This is a genomic window from Streptomyces sp. NBC_00306, from assembly GCF_036169555.1.
In the GTDB taxonomy this organism is placed as follows: domain Bacteria; phylum Actinomycetota; class Actinomycetes; order Streptomycetales; family Streptomycetaceae; genus Streptomyces; species Streptomyces achmelvichensis.
This window is the reverse complement of the sequence record NZ_CP108032.1, coordinates 7,269,431-7,288,521: the sequence shown is the minus strand read 5'-3', so window position 1 is coordinate 7,288,521 and position 19,091 is coordinate 7,269,431. Positions and strand designations below refer to the sequence as shown.

The following is a 19,091-nucleotide window of genomic DNA, read 5'->3' as shown; positions in this document are numbered from 1 at the left end:
GAAGGCGCATCGTTTGCCGGGTCAGGGCGCCATCGTTCCGGGCGCACTCGCCTACGAGCGCGCGAAGCGCCGCCGGACGTCGGGCCGTTCCCTGAGCTTCTCCGGATATCCCGGGCCCATCCGCGCGGACGTGTTCTCGGACCGCATCGGGTCGCCGCACGCGGAGCACACCACCTCGGGGTGGGCGTCGTTGCCGCACGCGTCGTGGTGGAGGGTGACGGGAGCGCCCTCCTCGCCCGCGAGCCACTGGTCGCCCCACCGCGCCATCGCGGCGAGGACCGGAAAGAAATCGCGCCCCTTCTCGGTCAACACATACTCGTGACGAGGAGGCTCGCTCTCGTAGAGCCGCCTGTCCATCAGCCCCTCGTCCACCAGCCGGCGCAGCCGGTCGGCCAGGGTGTTGCGGGCGATGCCCAGCTCCTGCTGGAACTCGTCGAAGCGACGGCTTCCGTAGAACGCTTCGCGCAGCAGCAGGGACGTCCAGGCGTCACCGAGCAGGTCCACGGTGCGGGCGATCGAACAGGGCCAGTTGGCGAAGGACTTGCGCGCGCTCATGACTCGCCACCGACCTCGTGAACCAGCTCGATCGCTCTGCCCAGCGTGGCCAGCCGGGCATCAAGGGTCTCACCCGCCGGGTAGAGACGGACGGTGTCCACGCCCGAGTCGCGCCATACACGCAGCCGTTGTCGCACCATGTCCTCCGTGCCGATCAGCGTGGTTGCCAGCACCATCTCGTCGGTGACGAGGCCGGCCGCGCCGTCACGGTCACCTGCCTGCCAGCGGTCTCGGACCTCCGCGGCCACGTCCGCCCAGCCCTGGCGGCTGTAGGCATGGTTGTAGAAGTTGGTCGACGCCGAGCCCATCCCGCCGAGGCTGAAGGCGAGTTCCTTCTTGCGGTCGGCGACCATGGCACCGAGCGCCTCCTCGTCGGGAGCGAACGCCACCTCGGCGCCCTGGCAGACGTCGAGCTCCGCGCGGCTTCGCCCACTGCGGGCCAGTCCTTCGTCCAGCGGGGCGAAGTAGGCCTCGCCCGCGCCTTCGGGAACGAAACTGGTGCCGAGCCATCCGTCGGCGATGCGCCCGGTCAGCTTGAGCATGGCGGGCGACAGCGCGGCCAGATAGATCGGAATCCGGTGCTGGGCCCGCTGGGAGATCCGCATGGGGACGGCCTCTCCACCGGGCAGCGGGATCTGGAACTCGCCGCCGGCGTAGGAGATCTTGCCGCCGTCCATCACCTGCCGCACGATCTCCACGGTCTCGCGGACACGGGCCAGGGGGCGGGCGAACGGTACTCCGTGCAGGCCTTCCATCACCTGAGGACCGGACGGGCCGAGGCCCAGCAGGAACCGTCCGCCGGAGAGGTTGGACAGGGTGATGGCCGTCTGCGCGAGGGCGACCGGGGTCCGCGTGCCGACCTGCATCACGGCGGAGCCGAGCAGCATCCGGTCGGTGCGTGCCGCGTAGAAGCCCAGCGCGGAGGGGGCGTCGGAGCCCCACGCCTCGGCCACCCAGCAGATGTCGAGGCCGAGCTTCTCGGCCTCGACGACGAAATCCGTCTGATCGGACCAGGCCGCACCGCCGGCCGCCTCGATCGTGGTCGCGGTCCGCATCACGCCTCCGCCAGCTTCCTGATGTGCTCGAGGACGCCGGTCATGTTGCGCTCGAACTCCCGCAAGCGCACGAACACGATCTTCTGCTCCTTGTCGGGCATGGCGTCGATGGCGAAGGACAGCCCGGACCGGCCGGGGCCCATCTGCATCCACTGCGACAGTTCGGTCCCGCCGTCCTTCGACTCCAGCCGGAAACGCCAGACCGCGCTGGGATTCTCCGTGTCCCCCACCGCCCAGGCGAAGACGCGTTCCCGGTCGTACTCGATCACCTGCGAGGTGGTTTCCCACTCCCCGAACGAATCGTGCTTGTTGCGGCCGACGAACCTGGCTCCGAGGGCGGGCCGAGTGGCTCCGCCCAACCACTCGACCGACTGGAGCTCATCGCTCATGGCCGGCATCAGGGTCACATCCGAGACCAACTCCCACACCCGGCCGGGTGGAGCGCCGACCCAGGCCCGTACCTCGACCGTCGGCCTGTCGGCGTAGCGCGCGCCTGTCCATTCCACGATGGTCCAGCCTCCTCGTCCGCGACGTGGAGGCATGGTTGCGTAACGAGACTCAGCAAGTCAATGGGGTCGACACGTCGGCAGCGCCTGTTGCGATGTGCTGTGGGCCGCGATCCCCATGGCCGGCTCTCCTACGGGCGCAGGCCGTCGATCTCGATGTTGAGATGGCGCGGTCCGCGCAGAACGGCGTTGCGGCGATACGGCGGAGGGTCTTCCACCAGGCGGGGGTTGTCGAGTCTGCGGGCGAGCTCGGCCAGGGCGACCTGGGCCTCGAGGCGCGCCAGCGGAGCGCCGAAGCAGCCGTGGATACCGCTGCCGAGTCCCAGGTGCTCGATGTCCTTGCGGTCCGGGTCGAAGCGGTCGGGGTCCTCGAAGCGTTCCGGGTCACGGTTGCCCGACGCCAGAACCAGCCACAGCGACGCCCCCTTGGGGATGGTGACACCGCGGACCTCGATGTCGGTGATCGGCGTGCGCTGCGGCAGCAACTGCACCGGCGGTTCGTAGCGCAGCAGTTCCTCCACGATCGGCACGGCCATGCGCGGCTCGACCCTCAAGCGCTGGAGGACATCGGGGTGGCGCAGCAGCGTGAGCATCCCGTTGGTGATCAGGTTGACCGTCGTCTCATGGCCTGCGATCAGCAGCAGGGCCGCGGTGCTGAGCACCTCCATCGTCGACATGGGTCCGCCCGGTCCCACATTGGTGACCAGCGCGGAAAGCATGTCGTCGCGCGGCGACTTGCGCCGCTCCTCGATCAACCCGGCCAGATACATGCCCAGTTGGGTCTTGGCCTCCTCCGCGACACGTGCCTGCTCGGTGCGGTCCTCGCTCGGCGCGGGATCCAGGCTGGCGGCGAGCGTGTCGGCCCAGGAGTGGAAGCGTGACTCGTCCTCGCGCGGCACGCCGAGCAGTCGGCAGATCACCGTGACGGGGAAGGGGTACGAGAACTGCTCGACCAGATCGACGCGGCCGCCGTTCGCGAGACCGTCGATGAGACCGGAGACGATCTCACCGAGTTCCGGGCGCATGTCCTCGACGCGCCGCGGGCTGTGCGGTGGCCCGAAGGGGCGGTTGGTCATGCCACGCAGCCGGTCGTGCTCCGGGGGGTCGAGCCGCAGGAAACTGGGCGGCAGGCTCGTCTCCTCGGGCTGCTCCAGATCGTCGGCCACCGGCGCGGAGAGGTTACGGGCCTCGGAGCTGATCCGTGGATCGTGCAACAGGCCCAGGATGTCGTGGTAGGTGCTGATGACGTACGGGCCGTCCTCGTCGTGGATCACCGGTGTCTTGCGGAGCTCCGCGTAGAGGGGGTAGGGGTTGGCGCGGTTGGCGTAGTCGGTGATCTGGTGCAGAAGTGACGTCATCGCGGGTCCTTGTGGGCGTGGGCGCCGGCCGGGGAGGCGTTGCCGGAGACGGTTCGGGCGGTGGAGTGGTCCGGCTCCCGGACGGACCCGTACCGGGGCTGCCGCGGGACGGCGGGCGGTCGTCGCGTGGCCGGCAGTTGTCGTTCGGCCGGCCATGGCCGCAGGGACGGCAGCCGCAGTACGGCGGCTGCTCGTCGTACGGCAGGTACTCGTCGTACGACGTGCGGCCGTCGGCCTGTTGCGGTCGTCATCATCGGCCGGGGGTGAAGACCATCCGCCGGTCGGCGGGCGAGTAGCCACTGAGGGTGACGGTCGGCGTGTGGGTGGGCACGGAGGGGTCCGGAAAGTCCGCCGGGAGCGGGCGTTGCCCGTCGGACCGCCTGTCCATCGTCGCGAACGGCGGCGGGAACGGCGCGGTCGACTCGATCAGCCGCTGGTAGAACGGCAGCCAGCGCGAGTTGTCGAAGGTGACGGCGCCGATGACGCGCCCCTGGTAGCCGTACATGCCCGTGAACTTGCGGTCCGCCAGCGCTCCCTGGCTGATCAGGATCTCCTCGCCCATGGACGGCACGCCGACCGACTTGATGTTCACGCCGAACTGGGAGGACCAGAAGGCCGGCACCCACATGTGCGGGCGACGGTCCGCGGCGGCGCTGATCATGTTGTGGGCGGCGGTGTCGGCCTGCGACACGGCGTTGCCCCAGTGCTCCAGGGAGAGGAACTGGTAGCTGAACAGCGGATGCGGGGACCTCGCCACGTCGCCGGCGACGAAGACGTCGTCGGTCACGATGCCCCGGATGTCGAAGGCTCGGCATCCCGCGTCGCAGGCGATGCCACGGGGGCCCGCGCCCAGCCCTGATCCCGCCAGCCACTCCGTGTTCCGGGTGGCGCCGAGCGAGACCACGACGATGTCCGCCTCGATCTCGCTGCCGTCGGACAGATGGGCCGAACGCACGCGTCCCGCGGAGTCACCCTCCAGCGAGGTGACCATGACGCCGGTGCGCAGGTCCACGCCGTTCTCCCGCTGGAGCTGTGCGGCGACATCGCCGATCACGCCACCGAGAGCACCGACCAGAGGGGCGTCGGCGCGTTCCGCGACGGTGACGGGGATGTCCCGCTCCCGGCATGCGGAGGCGATTTCCGAGCCCGTGAATCCCGCCCCGATCACCAGCACCCTGCGTGGTCCCTGGGAGAGCCGGCTCTCCAGCCGGGCCGCGTCGTCACAGGTGCGCAGCACGAAGACCCCGTCGAGCTCCGCCTCAACCTCGTTCGGCCACGGACGGGCCCGCACACCGGTCGCGATCAGCAACCGGTCGTACGGCACCTCGTCGCCGTCGGCGAGTTTCACCCGCCTGGCCGCCATGTCGAGACCGGTGGCCGCGACCCCGAGGCGCCACTGCGCCTGCGGGTCCCGTCGCCGGGGAAGCGCGGTGCGGTCGGCGGTCGCCTTGCCCAGCAGGACCTGCTTGGACAGGGGCGGCCGGTCGTACGGCTCGTACGGCTCGTCGCCGATGAGGGTCAGCGACCCGGCGAAGCCTTCCTCCCGCAGCGTCTCAGCGGCCCTCAGACCGGCCAGTGACGCGCCGACGATCACGATCCGTCCCTCGCGTCTCAACCATTCCAGCTGGTGCTCACCGTCCATGGGACGCCTCCTCGACGGGAGCCGGGGCGCCCAGGTCGTCCAGGCCCTCGACGAGGATGGCCTGGACGGGGCACGCGGCTACGGCACGCGCGACGTGATCCTTGTGCTCGGCGTCGGCCTGCGGGTTGTACAGCAGTCCCTCGTCGCCATGCATGGTGAAGACGTCGGGTGCGAGAAACGCGCACTGCGCGTATCCCTGGCAGCGGTTCAGATCGACGACAAGCCTCATCAAAGGGCGCCTTTCCCGTGGTTCCGTGCCCAGCTTGCGGCTGTTGTCCGGTTGTCGCGAGCACAGAGGGCCAGAAGCGTCATGGGCCCGCCGATCGCGGGGATCGGCGTCATGGCGAAGAGACCGGTGCGGCGGGCCGGCGACGCAGACTGGCCACGAGGATGTGCAGGCTGACGATCAGCGCCCACAGCGGGAAGACCAGCTCCGACCAGGCGATGCTGTCCGTCACGAAGAGCAGAATCAGGGCGACGAGGTAGCCCAGGACGGACAGCCATCGGGGAAGGACGCCGAGCTGGTGCCCGATGGAGGAGGTCGCCAGGGTGAACACCGCCGCCATACGCATCGAGTAGGTCGTCAGCAGGCCGTAGGTGAAGTCCAGCCCGAAGGACTGCAGTTGCGGGCCGGATGCGGCTCCGGGCGCACTCGCCGCCGCCAGCAGGCCTCCCGCTGCCGCAGCAGCTCCGAAGAGGGTCGCCACGAAGAGCAGACCGCTGCCCAGGAACACGGTGGAGACGAACTTGTCCTCGGCGTCGCCGATACGTGCCCGGACGGTGCCCATGAACCACAGGAAGAAGATGCCCGCGAAGGGGATGAGGCCGAGGGCCGTCTCCACCGTGTTCCGCCGCGAGGCGTCGGAGATCCAGGCCTTGCTCACGTCATCCAGGTCCTCGGGCAGCGTCAGACGCACCAGAACGATGGCGGTGCCGAGCAACAGAGCGAAGATGACGCCCACCACGCCCGCGGCGCGCGGAGTACGCAGCGCCTGATGTTGTTTTTCCATGGGCGGCGCTCGCTCCCTCTCCGCGGCTGTGGTCGCCCGCCACCGGGACGGACCTCTGCACACAGGAAGGGCCAGCATGCGTGGCGGCGCCACTCCGGGGGTGCGTGAGAGTGACGGAGGGTTGGTGGGGCATGTCGCCTGCCGCGAACTGAGGAGTCCGGCGGCCGGGCGGCTGCCGGCGGAGATCGATGGCGGGTCATCGCACGTGCGACCTGGGTGCCCGGGCCACGGCTCCCTGCCCGGCGCGGCTCTGCCGCCACGTCGGTCACGTGTTCACGGCAGCCGTCGCCTTGACCACGGCTCAGCTGATCGACACCACCGAGGAGGCGGACCGCTTGAGAGGGCACGAGAACCAGGGCGTGTGGCAGCCCGTCTCGCAGGGCTTCGTCACGCGGTGCCCGGACTTCGTCCGCCCCTCTGGCAGACGTCTCCCGGCAGTCAGGGCCTGGAAGGCGTCCGTTCTCGTAGCGGGCGTCAGTTCCATGGGTCCCGATCGGGGTCTTCACCCAGAACCCCCGCCGCGGCCACGCAGAGGTCCCTGCCGTAAATCTGGTTGCTGCCGTATTCGGAACCCCACAGATCGGTCGCGGCCCGGGCCACGGAACGCCAGGTAAAATCCTCGTCGACTCGCCACTCACGAATCTGCACGGCCATCTCCCGCGTGATCGTCGCTGGATCCACGAACTCGTATTCCATGCCACCGACGCTAGGGACGCAGCGGAGGAGTCTGCCACCCGATTACCGCCTGCATGCTCGCGGGACAGCCCTCAGTTCCGCCCCCGCACCCGATCAGTGATCCACGCCCCCAGACCCACCAGCACAGCCACTCCGACCGCATAGACCGGCAACCACAGGGTCGTCGTGGCGGAAAGGCAGTCGGCGACCGCGGCGTGGCTCTGGACCTCCTGGGTGTGGGCCAGGGCTTCGGCGTCGCGGCCCGACAGATTCGCCAGCGTCGCCTCCGTACGGATGCGTTCGTAGGTGCCCAGCGAGGGGCACCGGGCACGCGTGCCCGGCATCGGGAACAGCCACGCCCAGCGCTGCAGCATCGGCGCCAGGGTGATCGCTACGCACAGGCCCACGACCAGCGAATACGCCGTCAGATTCCCCACGTACACCGACCGGAGGCCGGGAGTCCAGGTCGGCAGTCGGTACAGGGAGAAGAGCACCGCGAGAAGCGTCACCCCGATGTATGTGGCAAACCACTGCCACGAACCCTCGGCGAGCATGGCCGTCAGCACGGCGCCGAGTGCAATGCCGATGACCCCCGGCTGACCGGAGATGTCGCGGCTCACGCGGGTGGATGTCGAGCTTCGGGCTCCCTGAGGGCTGGGGTCGTCCACGGTCTCTCCTGCCTGGTTCGGCCATCAGCATCTCGGCCGAGTACGCCGTCGGTCTGCCGCCATGCCGGACCGTGCCGAAAGCCTGGCCCGGTTGGCGGGTCTCCCGGCCGGAGGGGGCCTCGCGTCGATCGGCGCGCAGCATGGTGGGAGCGGCAGTCGGATGCGGGCCGGTCCGGGCATCGGCTCTCGGCGCCCTGGTGCCAGGGGCAGACGGGTCGAGTTTCTGCGCGCCGAGGCCGTGGGACGCTGTTGGTCGCGGGTCTGGCTGATGGCGTGGCCGGCGGACTCCTGAGGCGTCGTCAGGCAGCCCATGCGTCCAGTACAGATCTGCGGGAGGCATGCACCTCCGTTCGCAGTGCGGCAGGTCGACGCCGGGGACCTGGCCGTTCCCGTTGCCGGGGCTCGCCGTTGATCAGGACGGCACTGATACTGCGGGCGTCGGAGCCCGGTACGACGGTGCCGGTCGGGTCGTCGAGCGGCATGTTGGTGAGGTCGTGCTGAACCGGGTGGTCGGCCGAAGGCCATGGCGCGACGACGGCGCGTGTGAGGAAGCAGGCCGCCACACCCGCTTCCGGAGCGCGTCAGCCGTGCGGGGCCGCGTCAGCCGTGCAGGGCCTCCGGGGCGGCAGCTTCGAGATCGGCGATGCTGCCCGACATGATCGTCCGCACATGCTCGGTGATGTGCTCCGCGGGCCAGTCCCACCAGGCCACCGCCAACAGCCTGGCGATGTCCTGGTCGTCGTAGCGGGTGCGGATGAGACGGGCCGGGTTGCCGCCGACGATGCCGTAGGCGGGCACGTCGCCGGTGACCACGGCGCCGGAGGCGATGATCGCACCGTGCCCGATCCGTACGCCGGGCATCACCATCGTGCTGTTGCCGAACCAGACGTCGTTGCCGACGACGGTGTCCCCTCGGTTGGGCAGACCGGTGAGCAGGTCGAAGTGCTCGGCCCAGGAGCCTCCCACGGTGGGGAAGGGAAACGTCGAGGGGCCGTCCATCCGGTGGTTGGCGCCGTTCATGATGAACCGCACTCCCGTGCCCAGCGCGCAGAACTTGCCGATGATCAGCTTCTCCGGACCGTAGTGGTAGAGCACATTGCGCGTCTCGAAGGCTGTCGGGTCGTCCGGGTCGTCGTAGTAGGAGTACTCCCCGACCTCGATCAGTGGAGACTTGACCAGCGGCTTGAGCAGCACCACCCGCGGCTGCCCGGGCATCGGGTGGAGGACCGTCGGGTCGGCAGGCACGGGCATGGCGAGCGATTCCTTCCGAACTGCGTGTCAGTGTCCCGCCCCATGATCGCCGTACCGGGCCGGACAGGGTACGGATTATCCGCCCGTCGCCGAACCGACTAGCCGTCGGAGAGGTCGGGCTCCTCGTCCGGGGTCGTCGCGGGTTTCGTGTAGAGGACGTCGCGGGCCTGTTCCGCGGCTCGGGTGATGCTTTCGGAGACGAAGTCGACGAAACGGGCAATGTTTTCGAGGCGGGCGCCGGCCGGGGTACCGGGGCCGAGGACGGTGACACCCTGTCGTGCCGTGTCCACGAGCTGGGCGTTGGCACGGGCGCTGGCCATCATGGACTGGTACCAGACGTCGTCGTCGACGACGTACCGCTCGCGGCGGCGGTCGTCGCGTTCGCGTCGGACGAGCCCCTGGGTTTCGAGGTAGGCGATCGCCTTGGAGACGGATGCCGCGCTGACCTGGAGGCGCTGGACCAGTTCGGACGCGGTGAGGCTGCCCGCGTCGGTGGTGTAGAGGCAGACAAGCACCCGGGCCATCATCTTGGGCAGACCGGACTGCATGAGGACGGTCGTGAACATCTCCTCGTACGCCAGCACCGCTTCGGCGTCGCGTCCGTGGGCCTGCGGGGCCGTCTTCGGATCCGCGGGTACTGCCGGCCGGCGGCGCTGGGTGCGGTGTCCGGTGGCGCGGTGGGCGAGGTCCGCGCGATAGGTGGTGGGCCCGCCGTTGCGCATCACCTCGCGCGTGATCGTCGAGGTCGGCCGGTCGAGGCCTCTGGCGATTTCCGCGTACGGGAGACCGTCGGCCAGTCCCAGCGCGATCTGCTGGCGTTCCTGCTGGGTGAGCCTGCCGCCCGGCATCGCGGCCTCCTTCATCGTTCGTGGTGCTCGCAGCATAGCGTTCACTCTCACCCCATTGCAACGAAGGCGAAGAGGGATGTTGCATTAGCCTTCAGATCATTGCAACAATTTCTCGCCTATCACCTGCCTGAATGGCATTTTGACGCAACGTCATCATTGCCAAACCCATGAACGCAACGTAGCGTTTCCATCATCGGAAACAGCGATTCCAAGGAGAGCGCCATGCAGAAGTTCGACACCCCCGCCCCGGTCTCGGCCGTCGTCGACATCCCCGCGGGACGCATCCGGTTCATCGCCGCCGACCGGGCCGACACCACGGTCGAGATCCTTCCCGCGGACGCCTCGAAGAGCCGCGACGTGAAGGCGGCCGAGCAGACCACCGTCGCCTACGACGACGGCATCCTGCGGATCGAGGCGGCTGCGCCGAAGAACCGGGTCCTCGGCAGCTCCGGATCAGTCGAGGTGACGGTCCAACTGCCCACCGGCTCCCACGTCGAGGCGAAAGCGGCCGACGCCGAGCTCCGGGGTGTGGGACGGCTCGGCGACATCGCCTTCGAAGGTGCACAGGCTTCGGTCAAGCTCGACGAGACCGCGAGCGTCCGCCTCACCCTCCAGGCCGGCGACATCACCATCGGCCGTCTGAGCGGCCCCGCGGAGGTCAGCATCCAGAAGGGCGACATCCGGATCACCGAGGCCCTGCGTGGTGCGGTCGTCCTGCGCACCGAGTCGGGCGAGTTGTCGATCGGCGCGGCCCACGGCGTCTCCGCGACTCTGGACGCCGGCACCACCTACGGCCGCATCCACAACGCACTGAAGAACACCGACGGCGCCGCCGCCGACCTGACCATCCACGCGACCACCACCTACGGCAACATCACCGCCGTCAGCCTCTGAGAAGTACCCGCCGGGCCGACATGGGCCATCGCAGCAGACCGGCTGCGGTGGCCCTTCGGCGCGTCATGACCACGCCCGACAATGTCGATTCGGCGGCGGCGACAGCGGCGGCCTCGGAGCTCGGGGTGCACACGAGCGTGCTCGACGAGCCCCCAGCTCCTGAAGTACGACCCCGGGCAGCTCGGCCGGGCACGGTCCGGCGCGGCGCCGTGCATGACCGTCACGCCTATAGCGCCTGTCACCGCGCTTTTGTACACCGAGTGTGAGCGGACGGCTATTTTCGGTCAGAGGTGCGATTCGTCGTGCCCTGGGCCGGATCCACCCGGGATCGGCCATACGTTCCGGGCACCGATCGTCCCGCGCAGGCCCCTCATGTGATGCATTCATCCGGGCGTTCCCCTCATCTGGCGAAGAATTTGCCGTTCCGGTGAAGGAAGTGACAAGGAAACGACCGAAAGTGACGTTTCCGTTTTGACGGGTGATCGGCCTGGCGGTGAAGGTCTGCCGCATGGCCCCCTCACCCCCCGTCGCGTCCAGCGGTCTGCTGCGTATGCGCGACTTCCGTCTCCTGCTCGCCGGCGCGGCCGCCGGACAGGTCGGCGCTCAAGTCACTCTGGTCGCGCTGCCGTTGGTGGCCGTTCTCGTGCTGAAGGCGCCGGCGTTCGAGGTGGGTCTGCTCACCGCGGCCGAGACTGCGGCGTTTCTGCTGATCGGGCTGCCCGCGGGCGCCTGGGTCGACCGGATGCGCAAACTGCCGCTGATGATCCGGGCCGATGTGGTGCGTGCCGTCGCCATGGCCAGCGTGCCGCTGGCGGCCGCGGCCGACGTCCTGACGATGGCTCAGCTGTACGTCGTCGCGCTGGTCACCGGGGCGGCGACCGTGTTCTTCGACGTGGCCCACCAGAGCTATCTGCCCCAACTGTTGCCCAAGGAGCAGCTGATGGCGGGCAACGGAGCCCTGGAGACGGTCCGTTCGTCGGCCCACGTCGCAGGCCCGGGGCTCGGCGGTGGGCTCGTCCAGCTGGTGGGCGCGCATCTGGCGATCGTGGCCGACGCGATCGGCTACGCCGTGTCCGCCCTGTTCCTCATGGCCATGAAGCGGCCGCCCGAGCCCCGGCCCGAGCCCGTGCCGGGGGCCTCCCTGCGCTCGGACATCGGGGAGGGCCTGCGGTTCGTCCTCGGGCACCCCCTGTTGCGGGTCATCGCAGCGACCACCGGTCTCGGCAACTTCTTCACCGCGATGCTGATGGCCACTCAGACCGTCTTCCTGGTACGGGAGGTGGGCCTGGAGCCGGCCTCCATCGGGCTGATGCTCTCCGCGTCCGCCGCGGGCGGACTCCTCGGCGCGCTCACTGCCGGCGTCCTCGCCGGCCGCCTGGGCCAGGCCCGCATCATCTGGCTCTCCGCGCTGGCGACCGGCCCGTTCGCGCTGCTGTGGCCGCTGTCCGGACACGGTGCCGCCGCTGCCCTGTTCGCCGTGGGCTCGGGTGTCGTCTCCTTCGGCGCGGTCGTCTACAACGTCGCCCAGGTCAGCTTCCGGCAGACGCTCTGCCCGCCCCGGCTGCTCGGCCGCATGAACGCCACTCTGCGCTGCCTCGTGTGGGGCACCCTCCCCCTCGGCGCCGTGGTGGGCGGTGCACTCGCGGGCTCGTTCGGCGCCCGTGCCGCGCTGTGGGTCTGCGCCCTCGGATTCCTCCTCGTACCGATTCCGCTGCTGTGCTCCCCCCTGCGCCGGATGCGCGATCTGCCGGCCCCGCCCGACGACGTGGACGGCCCGGACGCAAGCGACCACGGCAGCGGTGCCGAACCCATCACCGTCGCCTGAACCACGCTCCGTTCGCCATTCGCCGCGCCCACCACTTCTCGCCGCCGTCCCACCCGAGCGACATCGGGTGGGTCGCGCGCGCCCACGCCCGAGAGGATCACGTGCACACCAGCATCACCGGTCAGTACCTGGCCCGCTTCCGACGCATCGCCGACGCCGACAACGGGGCCGGGCTGCTGCCCGTCACCGGGGCGCAGCGGCGCTTCGTCCTGGTGCGGGCGATGGACCCCGCCGGACGGCCGGACACCGTCCCGATGTTCTTCGCCTTCCCCCGCGGCACCGTGGACCCGGCGCGGCTGCGGGCGGCGGCGAATCATCTGGCGGCTCGTCACCCGGTGCTGCATGCCCGCCCCGAGGTGATCCGTGGCACCCCGGCGCTGCGACGTGAGGCGGCGGACGTCCCCCTGGAGCGGGTACGGCCCGCACCGGGCGAGAGCTCCGCCGACGCCCTGCGCCGCGCGGTGTCCGCGTGGAGTGCGCAGGGATCTCCGATGCGCCTGTATCTGACGGATGACGAACGGGCCGACGAGGAGATCCTCGGCATCGTGCTCGATCACATCGCCTGCGACGGCCAGTCGCTGGCGCGCGTCGTCGACGAACTGGGCGACGCCTACCGCGACGGCCTGGGACCGGGCGACCTCGCACCCGCCGACGCCGAGGCGGAACTGGCGGCGTACCGCGAAGCGGTCGAGCTCCAGCTCGACGCCGAGCAGCGCGGCGGTTCACCGGCCGCGCTGGAGTACTGGGGCGACCGGCTGCGCGCGGTCCACGAACGCGCACCTCTGCCCCGTCCGCGGGACCCGGCACCCGGCGTACTGCCCACCGGAGCCGCCGAGTTGCGACGGAGCGCCCCGGCCGGGGGCGTGCCGTTCCCTACCCTGCTCGACGCCTGCCGAGCGACGGCCCGTGTCCTGTACGGACCCGGGCATGTACCGCCGATCGGCTATCCGTGGGGCGGGCGCCCGGCCGCCGCGGCGCAGGTTCTGGGCTGCTTCCTCAACACCGTCGTCTTCCCCGCCCGTACTCACGACGCGCCTCAACTCCCGGAGGACGGCGGGTCGGAGGCGACGGCCACCGCGTGGTGGGACGACCTGGACCGGGCGGACACCCCGTTCGACGAGGTGGTGCACGCCGCCCGGTCGGCGGGTGCCCGGTGGACCGGCCGGCTGGACGGCCTGCTGACCGTGGACGATGCCCGGCGGCGTCCTCCGCTGACTTTCGGCGGGGTGCCCGGCCGCGAGGTCCACATCGACGGACGCCCGGTGCGCGCACCGTTCGCCGTCTCGCTCACCCAGGGGCCGGAGCTGCACATCCGCATGGTGTGGGACCGGTCGGTGCTCGACGACGCAGCGGCCGAGGACGGGTTCGCCGCCTTCTGCCGGGCGCTGCCCGCACCGGCATCGGCGGACCCCGCCCACTGAACCACCACCCGGCCCTGGACGTACGGCCGGCGGCAGCACCCCCAACCACGAGACCACAGCAGAACATCACAGCCCGGCACGGCCGATCCGCGCGATCCGCGGACCGGCCGGCGACTACGGGCGGGGAGCGCAACCGTTCCCGGCCCGCATCCGTATCACCCGACCCGACAACCTCAGGGATCGCCCATGCTTCCCCTCTCCTCCTCGCAGGAGATCGTCTGGCTGCACGAACAAGTGCAGCCCGGCAGCCGCGCCTACAACTTCACGGCCTCACTCGACCTGTGGGGGGCTCTGGACACCGACGCCCTGCGCCACGGACTCGCCGCGGCCCTCGAGCGTCACCCCGGACTCCGTCTGGAACTCGTCGCCGTGCCCGGCGCGATGCCCGGCCAGCAGGTGGCCGACACCTGCGCGCCTCGTCTCAACACCGTGGATCTGACCGGTGAGTCGGACCCCGAGGCCGCGTTCCTCGAGCTGCTGCGCACCGAGGCCGAGACTCCGCTCGACACCTACGAGGCTCCGCTGCTGCGCTGGACGCTGGTCCGCCTCGCCGACGACCAGCACCGGCTCATCCACGTCGAGCACCATCTGATCCACGACGGCCACTCGTTCGCGATCCTGCTGGCCGACGTGTTCACGGTCTACCGAGCCCGCGTCCTCGGCGAGCCCGTCGTGCTGCCCCCCGCGTCGTCGTACGCGGACCATGTGCGCGACAGGACCGACGACGCCCTGACCGAGGAGCGGCAGGAGAGCCTCGCCTTCTGGGCCGACGAACTGCGCGACGCCTCCCACGACATGCCGCTGCCGGGCCTCGCCCGTCCCGGCGCACGGCGCAGGCACCACGGCGGACAGCTGAGGCAGTCGATCGGCGCCGACCTCGCACAGCGGCTGCGCGGGCATGCCCGCGAGCGCGGTCTCACCCCGTTCTCGACCCTGCTCGGCCTCTTCGCCGAGCTTCTGCGCCGCCACAGCGGCCGCTCCCAGATGGTCGTCGGCACCGCCGTGGGCAACCGCCCGCGCGGCTACGAGGACGCCGTGGGCATGTTCGTCAACACGATCCCGCTGCGGCTCCGCCTGGACCCGCGGGCTCCTGCCGAGGACACCATGGACGAGGTGACCGACACCCTGATCCGTGCTCTGCCGCATCAGGACGTGCCCGTCCAGGAGCTGACCCGTGTGCTCGGGATGCACACCTCGGGCGCCGACAACCCGCTGTTCAGCGTCATGTTCAGTGCCCATGACGCCTCCCTGCCCGAGATCGATGTGCCGGGTCTGGACATCACCCTCTTCGAAGGGTTCAACACCGGCACCACCCGCTTCGACCTCGATGTGGTGCTGCTCCCCGACGACCGGCGCGGCGTCAGCCTCCGACACGGCGCGCCCGGCATGACCCTGGTCTGGGACTACGACGCGGATCTGCTCGGCGAGGAGGTCGCCACGCTGCTCGCGGACCGCTTCCTGGATCTGCTGCGCGCCTACCTCGACGCCCCCGCCACGGTCCTCGCCGACCTCGCGCTGCCCGCAACGCCCGTGCAGGCGACGGAGGTTGTGGCTGTGGACGACGCGGACCCGCTCGACCCGGCCGCCGCGCACGACCCCTCGCTCCCCGCCCTGCTGATCGGCGCGCGCCGGCTCACCTACGGCGACCTCGACGAGCAGGTCTCCTCCCTCGCCCGGCGGATGCACGCCGCCGGGGTGAGGGCCGGACAGCCGGTCGCCGCCGTCCTGCCGCGCGGTGCCGCGTCCGTCGTGGCGCTGCTGGCCTGTCTGCGGACCGGAGCCGTGTACTGCCCGCTCTCGCCGTCCGACCCCGCGTCGCGGCTCGAGCTGCTGCTCGACCGGCTGGGCCCCGCGCTGGTCCTCACCACCGCCGATGCGGGAGTGACCCTGCCGGCGCACCTTCCGACCGCGGACATCGACACGGACTCGTTCCCCGCCGCGCGCCCGGCCGATGTGGTCCCCGGTGCGGCGTACATCATCCACACCTCCGGCTCGACCGGCATACCCAAGCCCGTCGCCGTCGGCCGGGCCGCCCTGGAGAACCATCTGACGGGCGCCGCACAGCGGTTCGGCCTGGCGGTCGGGGACCGGGCGCTGCTGTTCGCCCAGCCGTCGTTCGACGTCGCGCTGGAGGAAGTGCTGCCTTCGCTGTACGCGGGCGCCTGTCTCGTCGTGCCGGACCGCGAGGTGCCCACCGGCACCGAGCTCGCCGAACTGCTCGCCACCGCGCGCGTCACCGTGGCCAACCTGCCGACGAGCTACTTCCTCGCCGTGCGGGAGGAGTTGCGGCCCGTGCTGCGCGAGCGCCGCTGGGCGCCGCGACTGCTGGTCCTCGGCGGCGAGCGCATCCCGGCGGACGCGCTGGACGGGTTCCTGGCCGACACCGATGCCACCGTGCTCAACGTCTACGGAGTCACCGAGGCAGCGATCAGTTCGACCGTGCACGAGATCACCCGCGACGGCCTGGTGAGCGGCGCGGAGGTGCCCCTCGGCACCGAACTGCCCGGCGAGCGGATCCACGTGCTGGACTCGGCGCTGCGGCCCCTGCCGTCCGGTGCCGTCGGTGAACTGGCCATCGCCGGCGCCGGTCTGGCCGAAGGCTATGTCGGCAACCCGGACGCCACCGCCACCCGCTTCGTCCACGTCGACGCACTGGGCGGCGAGCGGGTCTACCTCACCGGCGACCTGGGCTACCGGGACCGTGACGGTCTGCTGCACTTCCTCGGCCGGCGCGACCACCAGATCAAGCTGCGCGGCTACCGCATCGAGCTGGAGGAGGTGGAGGCCGCCGCCTCGGCGGTACTCGGCGGCCGCTCGTGCGCCGTCGTCCTGGACCGTTCGGCCTCCGGCGGACCCCGGCTGGTCGGCTTCGTGGAGAGCCTCGAAGCGCACGAACCGTGGGACGAGCAGGCGCTGCACGTGGAACTCGGCCGGCGTCTGCCCGCCGCGCTCGTGCCGGGCCGCTGGGCACGGCTGGACGCGATGCCCACTCTCGCGGGCGGCAAGCCGCACCGCAGCGAACTGACCCGTCTGGCAGCCGAGTTGGAGCAGACCGCACCGGTCGTGGAGAGCGCGGAGCCGGCCATGAGTCCGGCGGCGTTCACCGATCCGACGCTCGCGCTGCTCGCGGAGGGCTGGCGCGAGGTGCTCGGTCACGACCGCTTCTCCGAGTCCACCCACTTCTTCCGGGCCGGAGGTCACTCGCTGCTGGCCGCCCAGCTCGCGGCCTGGCTGGAGCCGCGGATCGGCACACGGCCGCCGATGCGCCTGCTCTTCCAGAACCCCGTACTCGCCGACCAGGCCCGCGCCCTCGAGCCGCTCGCCACAACGGCCGTACCCGTCCCCGCCGCCGCGACCGCACCGAAGGAGTCCTGATGACCGACCTGCTGACCGACACCGCCACGGCCTCCCCGCTGACGAGCGCTCCCGCGGCGGCACCGAGCGTCATGCACGGACGCCCGCTGCCCGCCTCCGCCACGACCGGTGTGTTCGCCCGGTACGAGGAGTGGGTGCGCCGCAGCCCCGAGGCGCCCGCGGTGATCGACTGGACGCGCACCTGGAGCTATAGGGAGCTGGACGCGGCGGCTGACGAGACCGTGCGTGCGCTGGACGGGCGCGTGCGCGCCGGCGACCTCGTCGGCGTCTGCCTCGACCGCTCCGCCGGACTGGTCGTCACAGCGGTCGCTCTGGCGCGTATGGGCGCCGTCTATCTGCCGCTCGGACCTCGTCCCGGTGAACGCCGGATCCAGGCGGTCACCGAGGACGTCGAGGTCGCCTGCCTGATCGGCGACCCCGCAGTACTGCCGGAGCGCCACCAGGCGGCCGAGCGGATCACGCTGCCGCTGCCGGGTGAGGGTACGAACGCCGCACCGACCACGGTCGCGGCGTTCGCCCCGCCCGCCGCGGGCGCGCGTCCCGCCCTGCCGGAGTCCTTCTACGCCGTGCTGACCTCCGGCTCGACCGGCCGGCCGAAGGCCGTCGCCGTCGCCGAGCCCGCGCTCTCCGCCCTCCTGGACTGGTATCGCGCCGAGACGGAACTCGCCCCCGGGGACCGTCAGTCCCTGCTGATCGGCGCGGCGTTCGACCCGCACGTCATGGAGCTGTGGGCGGGACTGACGTCCGGCGCCGCCCTGGTGCCCGCGCCCGACGCGGTCCGCTGGGATCCCGCCGAGCTCACCTCGTGGTGGCGCGACGCGGCCGTGACGGTGTCCGTCGCGGCCACGCCGATGGCGGAACCGGTGCTGAACCGGCCCTGGCCGCAGGACCTGCCGCTGCGTCATCTCGTCGTCGGCGGCGACCGGATGCGCCGGCGCCCCGGCGCGGACGTCACGGCGACCGTCCACAACGCGTACGGCCCGGCCGAGGCCACCGTGGTCACCACCACGCACGCCATGCGCCCGGACGACGGCGGTGTGCGGGACGAGACCCCGCCGTCGATCGGCACCCCGATCCCGGGCGCCACGGTCCTCGTCACCGACGAGGAGGGCCGTATCGCGCCTCGCGGCGCGGCGGGAGAACTGTGCATCGGCGGCGAGTGCCTCGCGCTCGGCTATCTGGATCCCGAGCTGACGTCCCGCAGGTTCACCGCCCCGCCCGCGGGCATCGACCCGGAGGTCACGCGGCGCGTGTACCGCACCGGGGACCGGGTGCGGATGCTCGACGACGGGACGCTGGAGTTCCTGGGCCGTCTCGACGACCAGGTGAAGATCAGCGGAGTGCGCATCGAGCCGGCCGAGGTGGAGGCCGCGCTGGAGCAGGACCCGTCCGTGCGCAGCGCGGTCGTCACCGCGCCCCGCTCCGCCGACGGGAACGCCCGGCTGGTGGCCTTCGTCGTCGCCACGGACGCTGCACCGGCCCCGCACGCGCTCCTGAGCGCGGTGCGTGCCTGGCTGCCCGAGCAGGCCGTGCCCTCGGCCGTGCGCATCGTGGACGCCTTCCCGCTCGACGCCAACGGCAAGGTCGACCGGACAGCACTGCTGCGTACGGCCGCCGAGCCCGCCCGTCCGGCCGACTCCTCGGGCAACGACGGCCCGGGCGAGAGCGGTTCGCACGACGGGGGTTCGGACGACGGCGCGACCGACAGCGAGCGTCTCGTCCTGCGGCTGGTCCGCGATCTGCTGGACTCCCCCGGCGCCGGTCTCGGCGACGACTTCGCCGCGGCCGGCGGCACCTCCCTCGTCGCGTCCCGGCTGCTGGCCGCGATCGAGAAGAAGACCGGCGTCCGTCTGCGCGCGCCGGAACTGCTGCGTCAGCCGGACCTGCGAGCGGTGGCCGCGGTGCTGGACAAGCGCCGCGCCGCCACGACGGCGGTGGTCTGAGATGGCGACCGTCCTCACTCACGCCCACGCCCGAGCTCACGGCCCGAACACCCCGGAGGAACAAC

General features: G+C 71.1%; 16 protein-coding genes. 5 read left to right on the top strand and 11 right to left on the bottom strand.

What is annotated here, in order from left to right; genetic code table 11:
• Positions 1 to 51 precede the first annotated feature (51 nt).
• From OHA05_RS32610 to OHA05_RS32560, 11 genes are all read right to left on the bottom strand, one after another.
• Entirely contained in the window at positions 52 to 555 is a 504-nt protein-coding gene (locus tag OHA05_RS32610) for a winged helix-turn-helix transcriptional regulator (protein ID WP_328862534.1), read from the bottom strand.
• The gene (locus OHA05_RS32605; RefSeq protein ID WP_328862533.1) at positions 552 to 1,610 is read right to left on the bottom strand and encodes an LLM class flavin-dependent oxidoreductase; all 1,059 of its coding nucleotides are present in this window, start codon (positions 1,608 to 1,610) and stop codon (positions 552 to 554) included. The genes OHA05_RS32610 and OHA05_RS32605 overlap by 4 nt, the downstream gene beginning before the upstream one ends.
• Positions 1,610 to 2,116: an SRPBCC family protein gene (locus tag OHA05_RS32600; RefSeq protein WP_328862532.1), complete on the bottom strand. Its 507-nt coding sequence runs from the start codon at positions 2,114 to 2,116 to the stop codon at positions 1,610 to 1,612. The genes OHA05_RS32605 and OHA05_RS32600 overlap by 1 nt, the downstream gene beginning before the upstream one ends.
• 131 nt (positions 2,117 to 2,247) lie before the next feature.
• Entirely contained in the window at positions 2,248 to 3,474 is a 1,227-nt protein-coding gene (locus tag OHA05_RS32595; protein WP_313942651.1) for a cytochrome P450, read from the bottom strand.
• A gap of 250 nt (positions 3,475 to 3,724) precedes the next feature.
• Positions 3,725 to 5,116 carry an NAD(P)/FAD-dependent oxidoreductase gene (locus OHA05_RS32590; protein WP_328862531.1) on the bottom strand — a complete coding sequence of 464 codons (1,392 nt, stop codon included), beginning with the start codon at positions 5,114 to 5,116 and terminating at the stop codon, positions 3,725 to 3,727.
• A complete protein-coding gene (locus OHA05_RS32585) occupies positions 5,106 to 5,345 on the bottom strand; it encodes a ferredoxin (RefSeq protein ID WP_313942654.1) in 240 nt (79 codons plus the stop codon). Before OHA05_RS32585 ends, OHA05_RS32590 begins: the two co-directional genes overlap by 11 nt.
• Before the next feature lie 109 nt (positions 5,346 to 5,454).
• A complete protein-coding gene (locus OHA05_RS32580) occupies positions 5,455 to 6,126 on the bottom strand; it encodes a hypothetical protein (protein WP_328862530.1) in 672 nt (223 codons plus the stop codon).
• A 474-nt stretch (positions 6,127 to 6,600) separates the two neighbouring features.
• Positions 6,601 to 6,822: a hypothetical protein gene (locus OHA05_RS32575; RefSeq protein WP_313942656.1), complete on the bottom strand. Its 222-nt coding sequence runs from the start codon at positions 6,820 to 6,822 to the stop codon at positions 6,601 to 6,603.
• A gap of 71 nt (positions 6,823 to 6,893) precedes the next feature.
• A complete protein-coding gene (locus OHA05_RS32570) occupies positions 6,894 to 7,421 on the bottom strand; it encodes a hypothetical protein (RefSeq protein ID WP_328862529.1) in 528 nt (175 codons plus the stop codon).
• Between the two features lie 648 nt (positions 7,422 to 8,069).
• The gene (locus tag OHA05_RS32565) at positions 8,070 to 8,720 is read right to left on the bottom strand and encodes a CatB-related O-acetyltransferase (protein ID WP_328862528.1); all 651 of its coding nucleotides are present in this window, start codon (positions 8,718 to 8,720) and stop codon (positions 8,070 to 8,072) included.
• Positions 8,721 to 8,818: 98 nt separating this feature from the next.
• Positions 8,819 to 9,568, bottom strand: coding sequence for a GbsR/MarR family transcriptional regulator (locus OHA05_RS32560; protein ID WP_328862527.1), 750 nt, complete (start codon positions 9,566 to 9,568; stop codon positions 8,819 to 8,821).
• Between the two features lie 222 nt (positions 9,569 to 9,790).
• Here OHA05_RS32560 and OHA05_RS32555 point away from each other — a divergent pair, with 222 nt between their 5' ends.
• From OHA05_RS32555 to OHA05_RS32535, 5 genes are all read left to right on the top strand, one after another.
• The gene (locus OHA05_RS32555) at positions 9,791 to 10,462 is read left to right on the top strand and encodes a DUF4097 family beta strand repeat-containing protein (protein ID WP_328862526.1); all 672 of its coding nucleotides are present in this window, start codon (positions 9,791 to 9,793) and stop codon (positions 10,460 to 10,462) included.
• A gap of 508 nt (positions 10,463 to 10,970) precedes the next feature.
• A complete protein-coding gene (locus OHA05_RS32550) occupies positions 10,971 to 12,287 on the top strand; it encodes an MFS transporter (protein ID WP_328862525.1) in 1,317 nt (438 codons plus the stop codon).
• Positions 12,288 to 12,388: 101 nt separating this feature from the next.
• Positions 12,389 to 13,708, top strand: a complete 1,320-nt coding sequence (locus OHA05_RS32545; protein WP_328862524.1) for a non-ribosomal peptide synthetase — start codon at positions 12,389 to 12,391, stop codon at positions 13,706 to 13,708.
• 186 nt (positions 13,709 to 13,894) lie between these two features.
• Positions 13,895 to 17,083, top strand: a complete 3,189-nt coding sequence (locus tag OHA05_RS32540) for a non-ribosomal peptide synthetase (protein WP_328862523.1) — start codon at positions 13,895 to 13,897, stop codon at positions 17,081 to 17,083.
• The gene (locus tag OHA05_RS32535) at positions 17,083 to 19,026 is read left to right on the top strand and encodes a non-ribosomal peptide synthetase (RefSeq protein WP_328862522.1); all 1,944 of its coding nucleotides are present in this window, start codon (positions 17,083 to 17,085) and stop codon (positions 19,024 to 19,026) included. The genes OHA05_RS32540 and OHA05_RS32535 overlap by 1 nt, the downstream gene beginning before the upstream one ends.
• Positions 19,027 to 19,091 lie beyond the last annotated feature (65 nt).

Coding starts and splice junctions, on each gene's coding strand:
- OHA05_RS32610 (WP_328862534.1), bottom strand. CDS start 555: ATGAGCGCGCGCAAGTCCTTCGCCAACTGGCCCTGTTCGATCGCCCGC.
- OHA05_RS32605 (WP_328862533.1), bottom strand. CDS start 1,610: ATGCGGACCGCGACCACGATCGAGGCGGCCGGCGGTGCGGCCTGGTCC.
- OHA05_RS32595 (WP_313942651.1), bottom strand. CDS start 3,474: ATGACGTCACTTCTGCACCAGATCACCGACTACGCCAACCGCGCCAAC.
- OHA05_RS32590 (WP_328862531.1), bottom strand. CDS start 5,116: ATGGACGGTGAGCACCAGCTGGAATGGTTGAGACGCGAGGGACGGATC.
- OHA05_RS32585 (WP_313942654.1), bottom strand. CDS start 5,345: ATGAGGCTTGTCGTCGATCTGAACCGCTGCCAGGGATACGCGCAGTGC.
- OHA05_RS32580 (WP_328862530.1), bottom strand. CDS start 6,126: ATGGAAAAACAACATCAGGCGCTGCGTACTCCGCGCGCCGCGGGCGTG.
- OHA05_RS32575 (WP_313942656.1), bottom strand. CDS start 6,822: ATGGAATACGAGTTCGTGGATCCAGCGACGATCACGCGGGAGATGGCC.
- OHA05_RS32565 (WP_328862528.1), bottom strand. CDS start 8,720: ATGCCCGTGCCTGCCGACCCGACGGTCCTCCACCCGATGCCCGGGCAG.
- OHA05_RS32560 (WP_328862527.1), bottom strand. CDS start 9,568: ATGCCGGGCGGCAGGCTCACCCAGCAGGAACGCCAGCAGATCGCGCTG.
- OHA05_RS32555 (WP_328862526.1), top strand. CDS start 9,791: ATGCAGAAGTTCGACACCCCCGCCCCGGTCTCGGCCGTCGTCGACATC.
- OHA05_RS32550 (WP_328862525.1), top strand. CDS start 10,971: ATGGCCCCCTCACCCCCCGTCGCGTCCAGCGGTCTGCTGCGTATGCGC.
- OHA05_RS32540 (WP_328862523.1), top strand. CDS start 13,895: ATGCTTCCCCTCTCCTCCTCGCAGGAGATCGTCTGGCTGCACGAACAA.
- OHA05_RS32535 (WP_328862522.1), top strand. CDS start 17,083: ATGACCGACCTGCTGACCGACACCGCCACGGCCTCCCCGCTGACGAGC.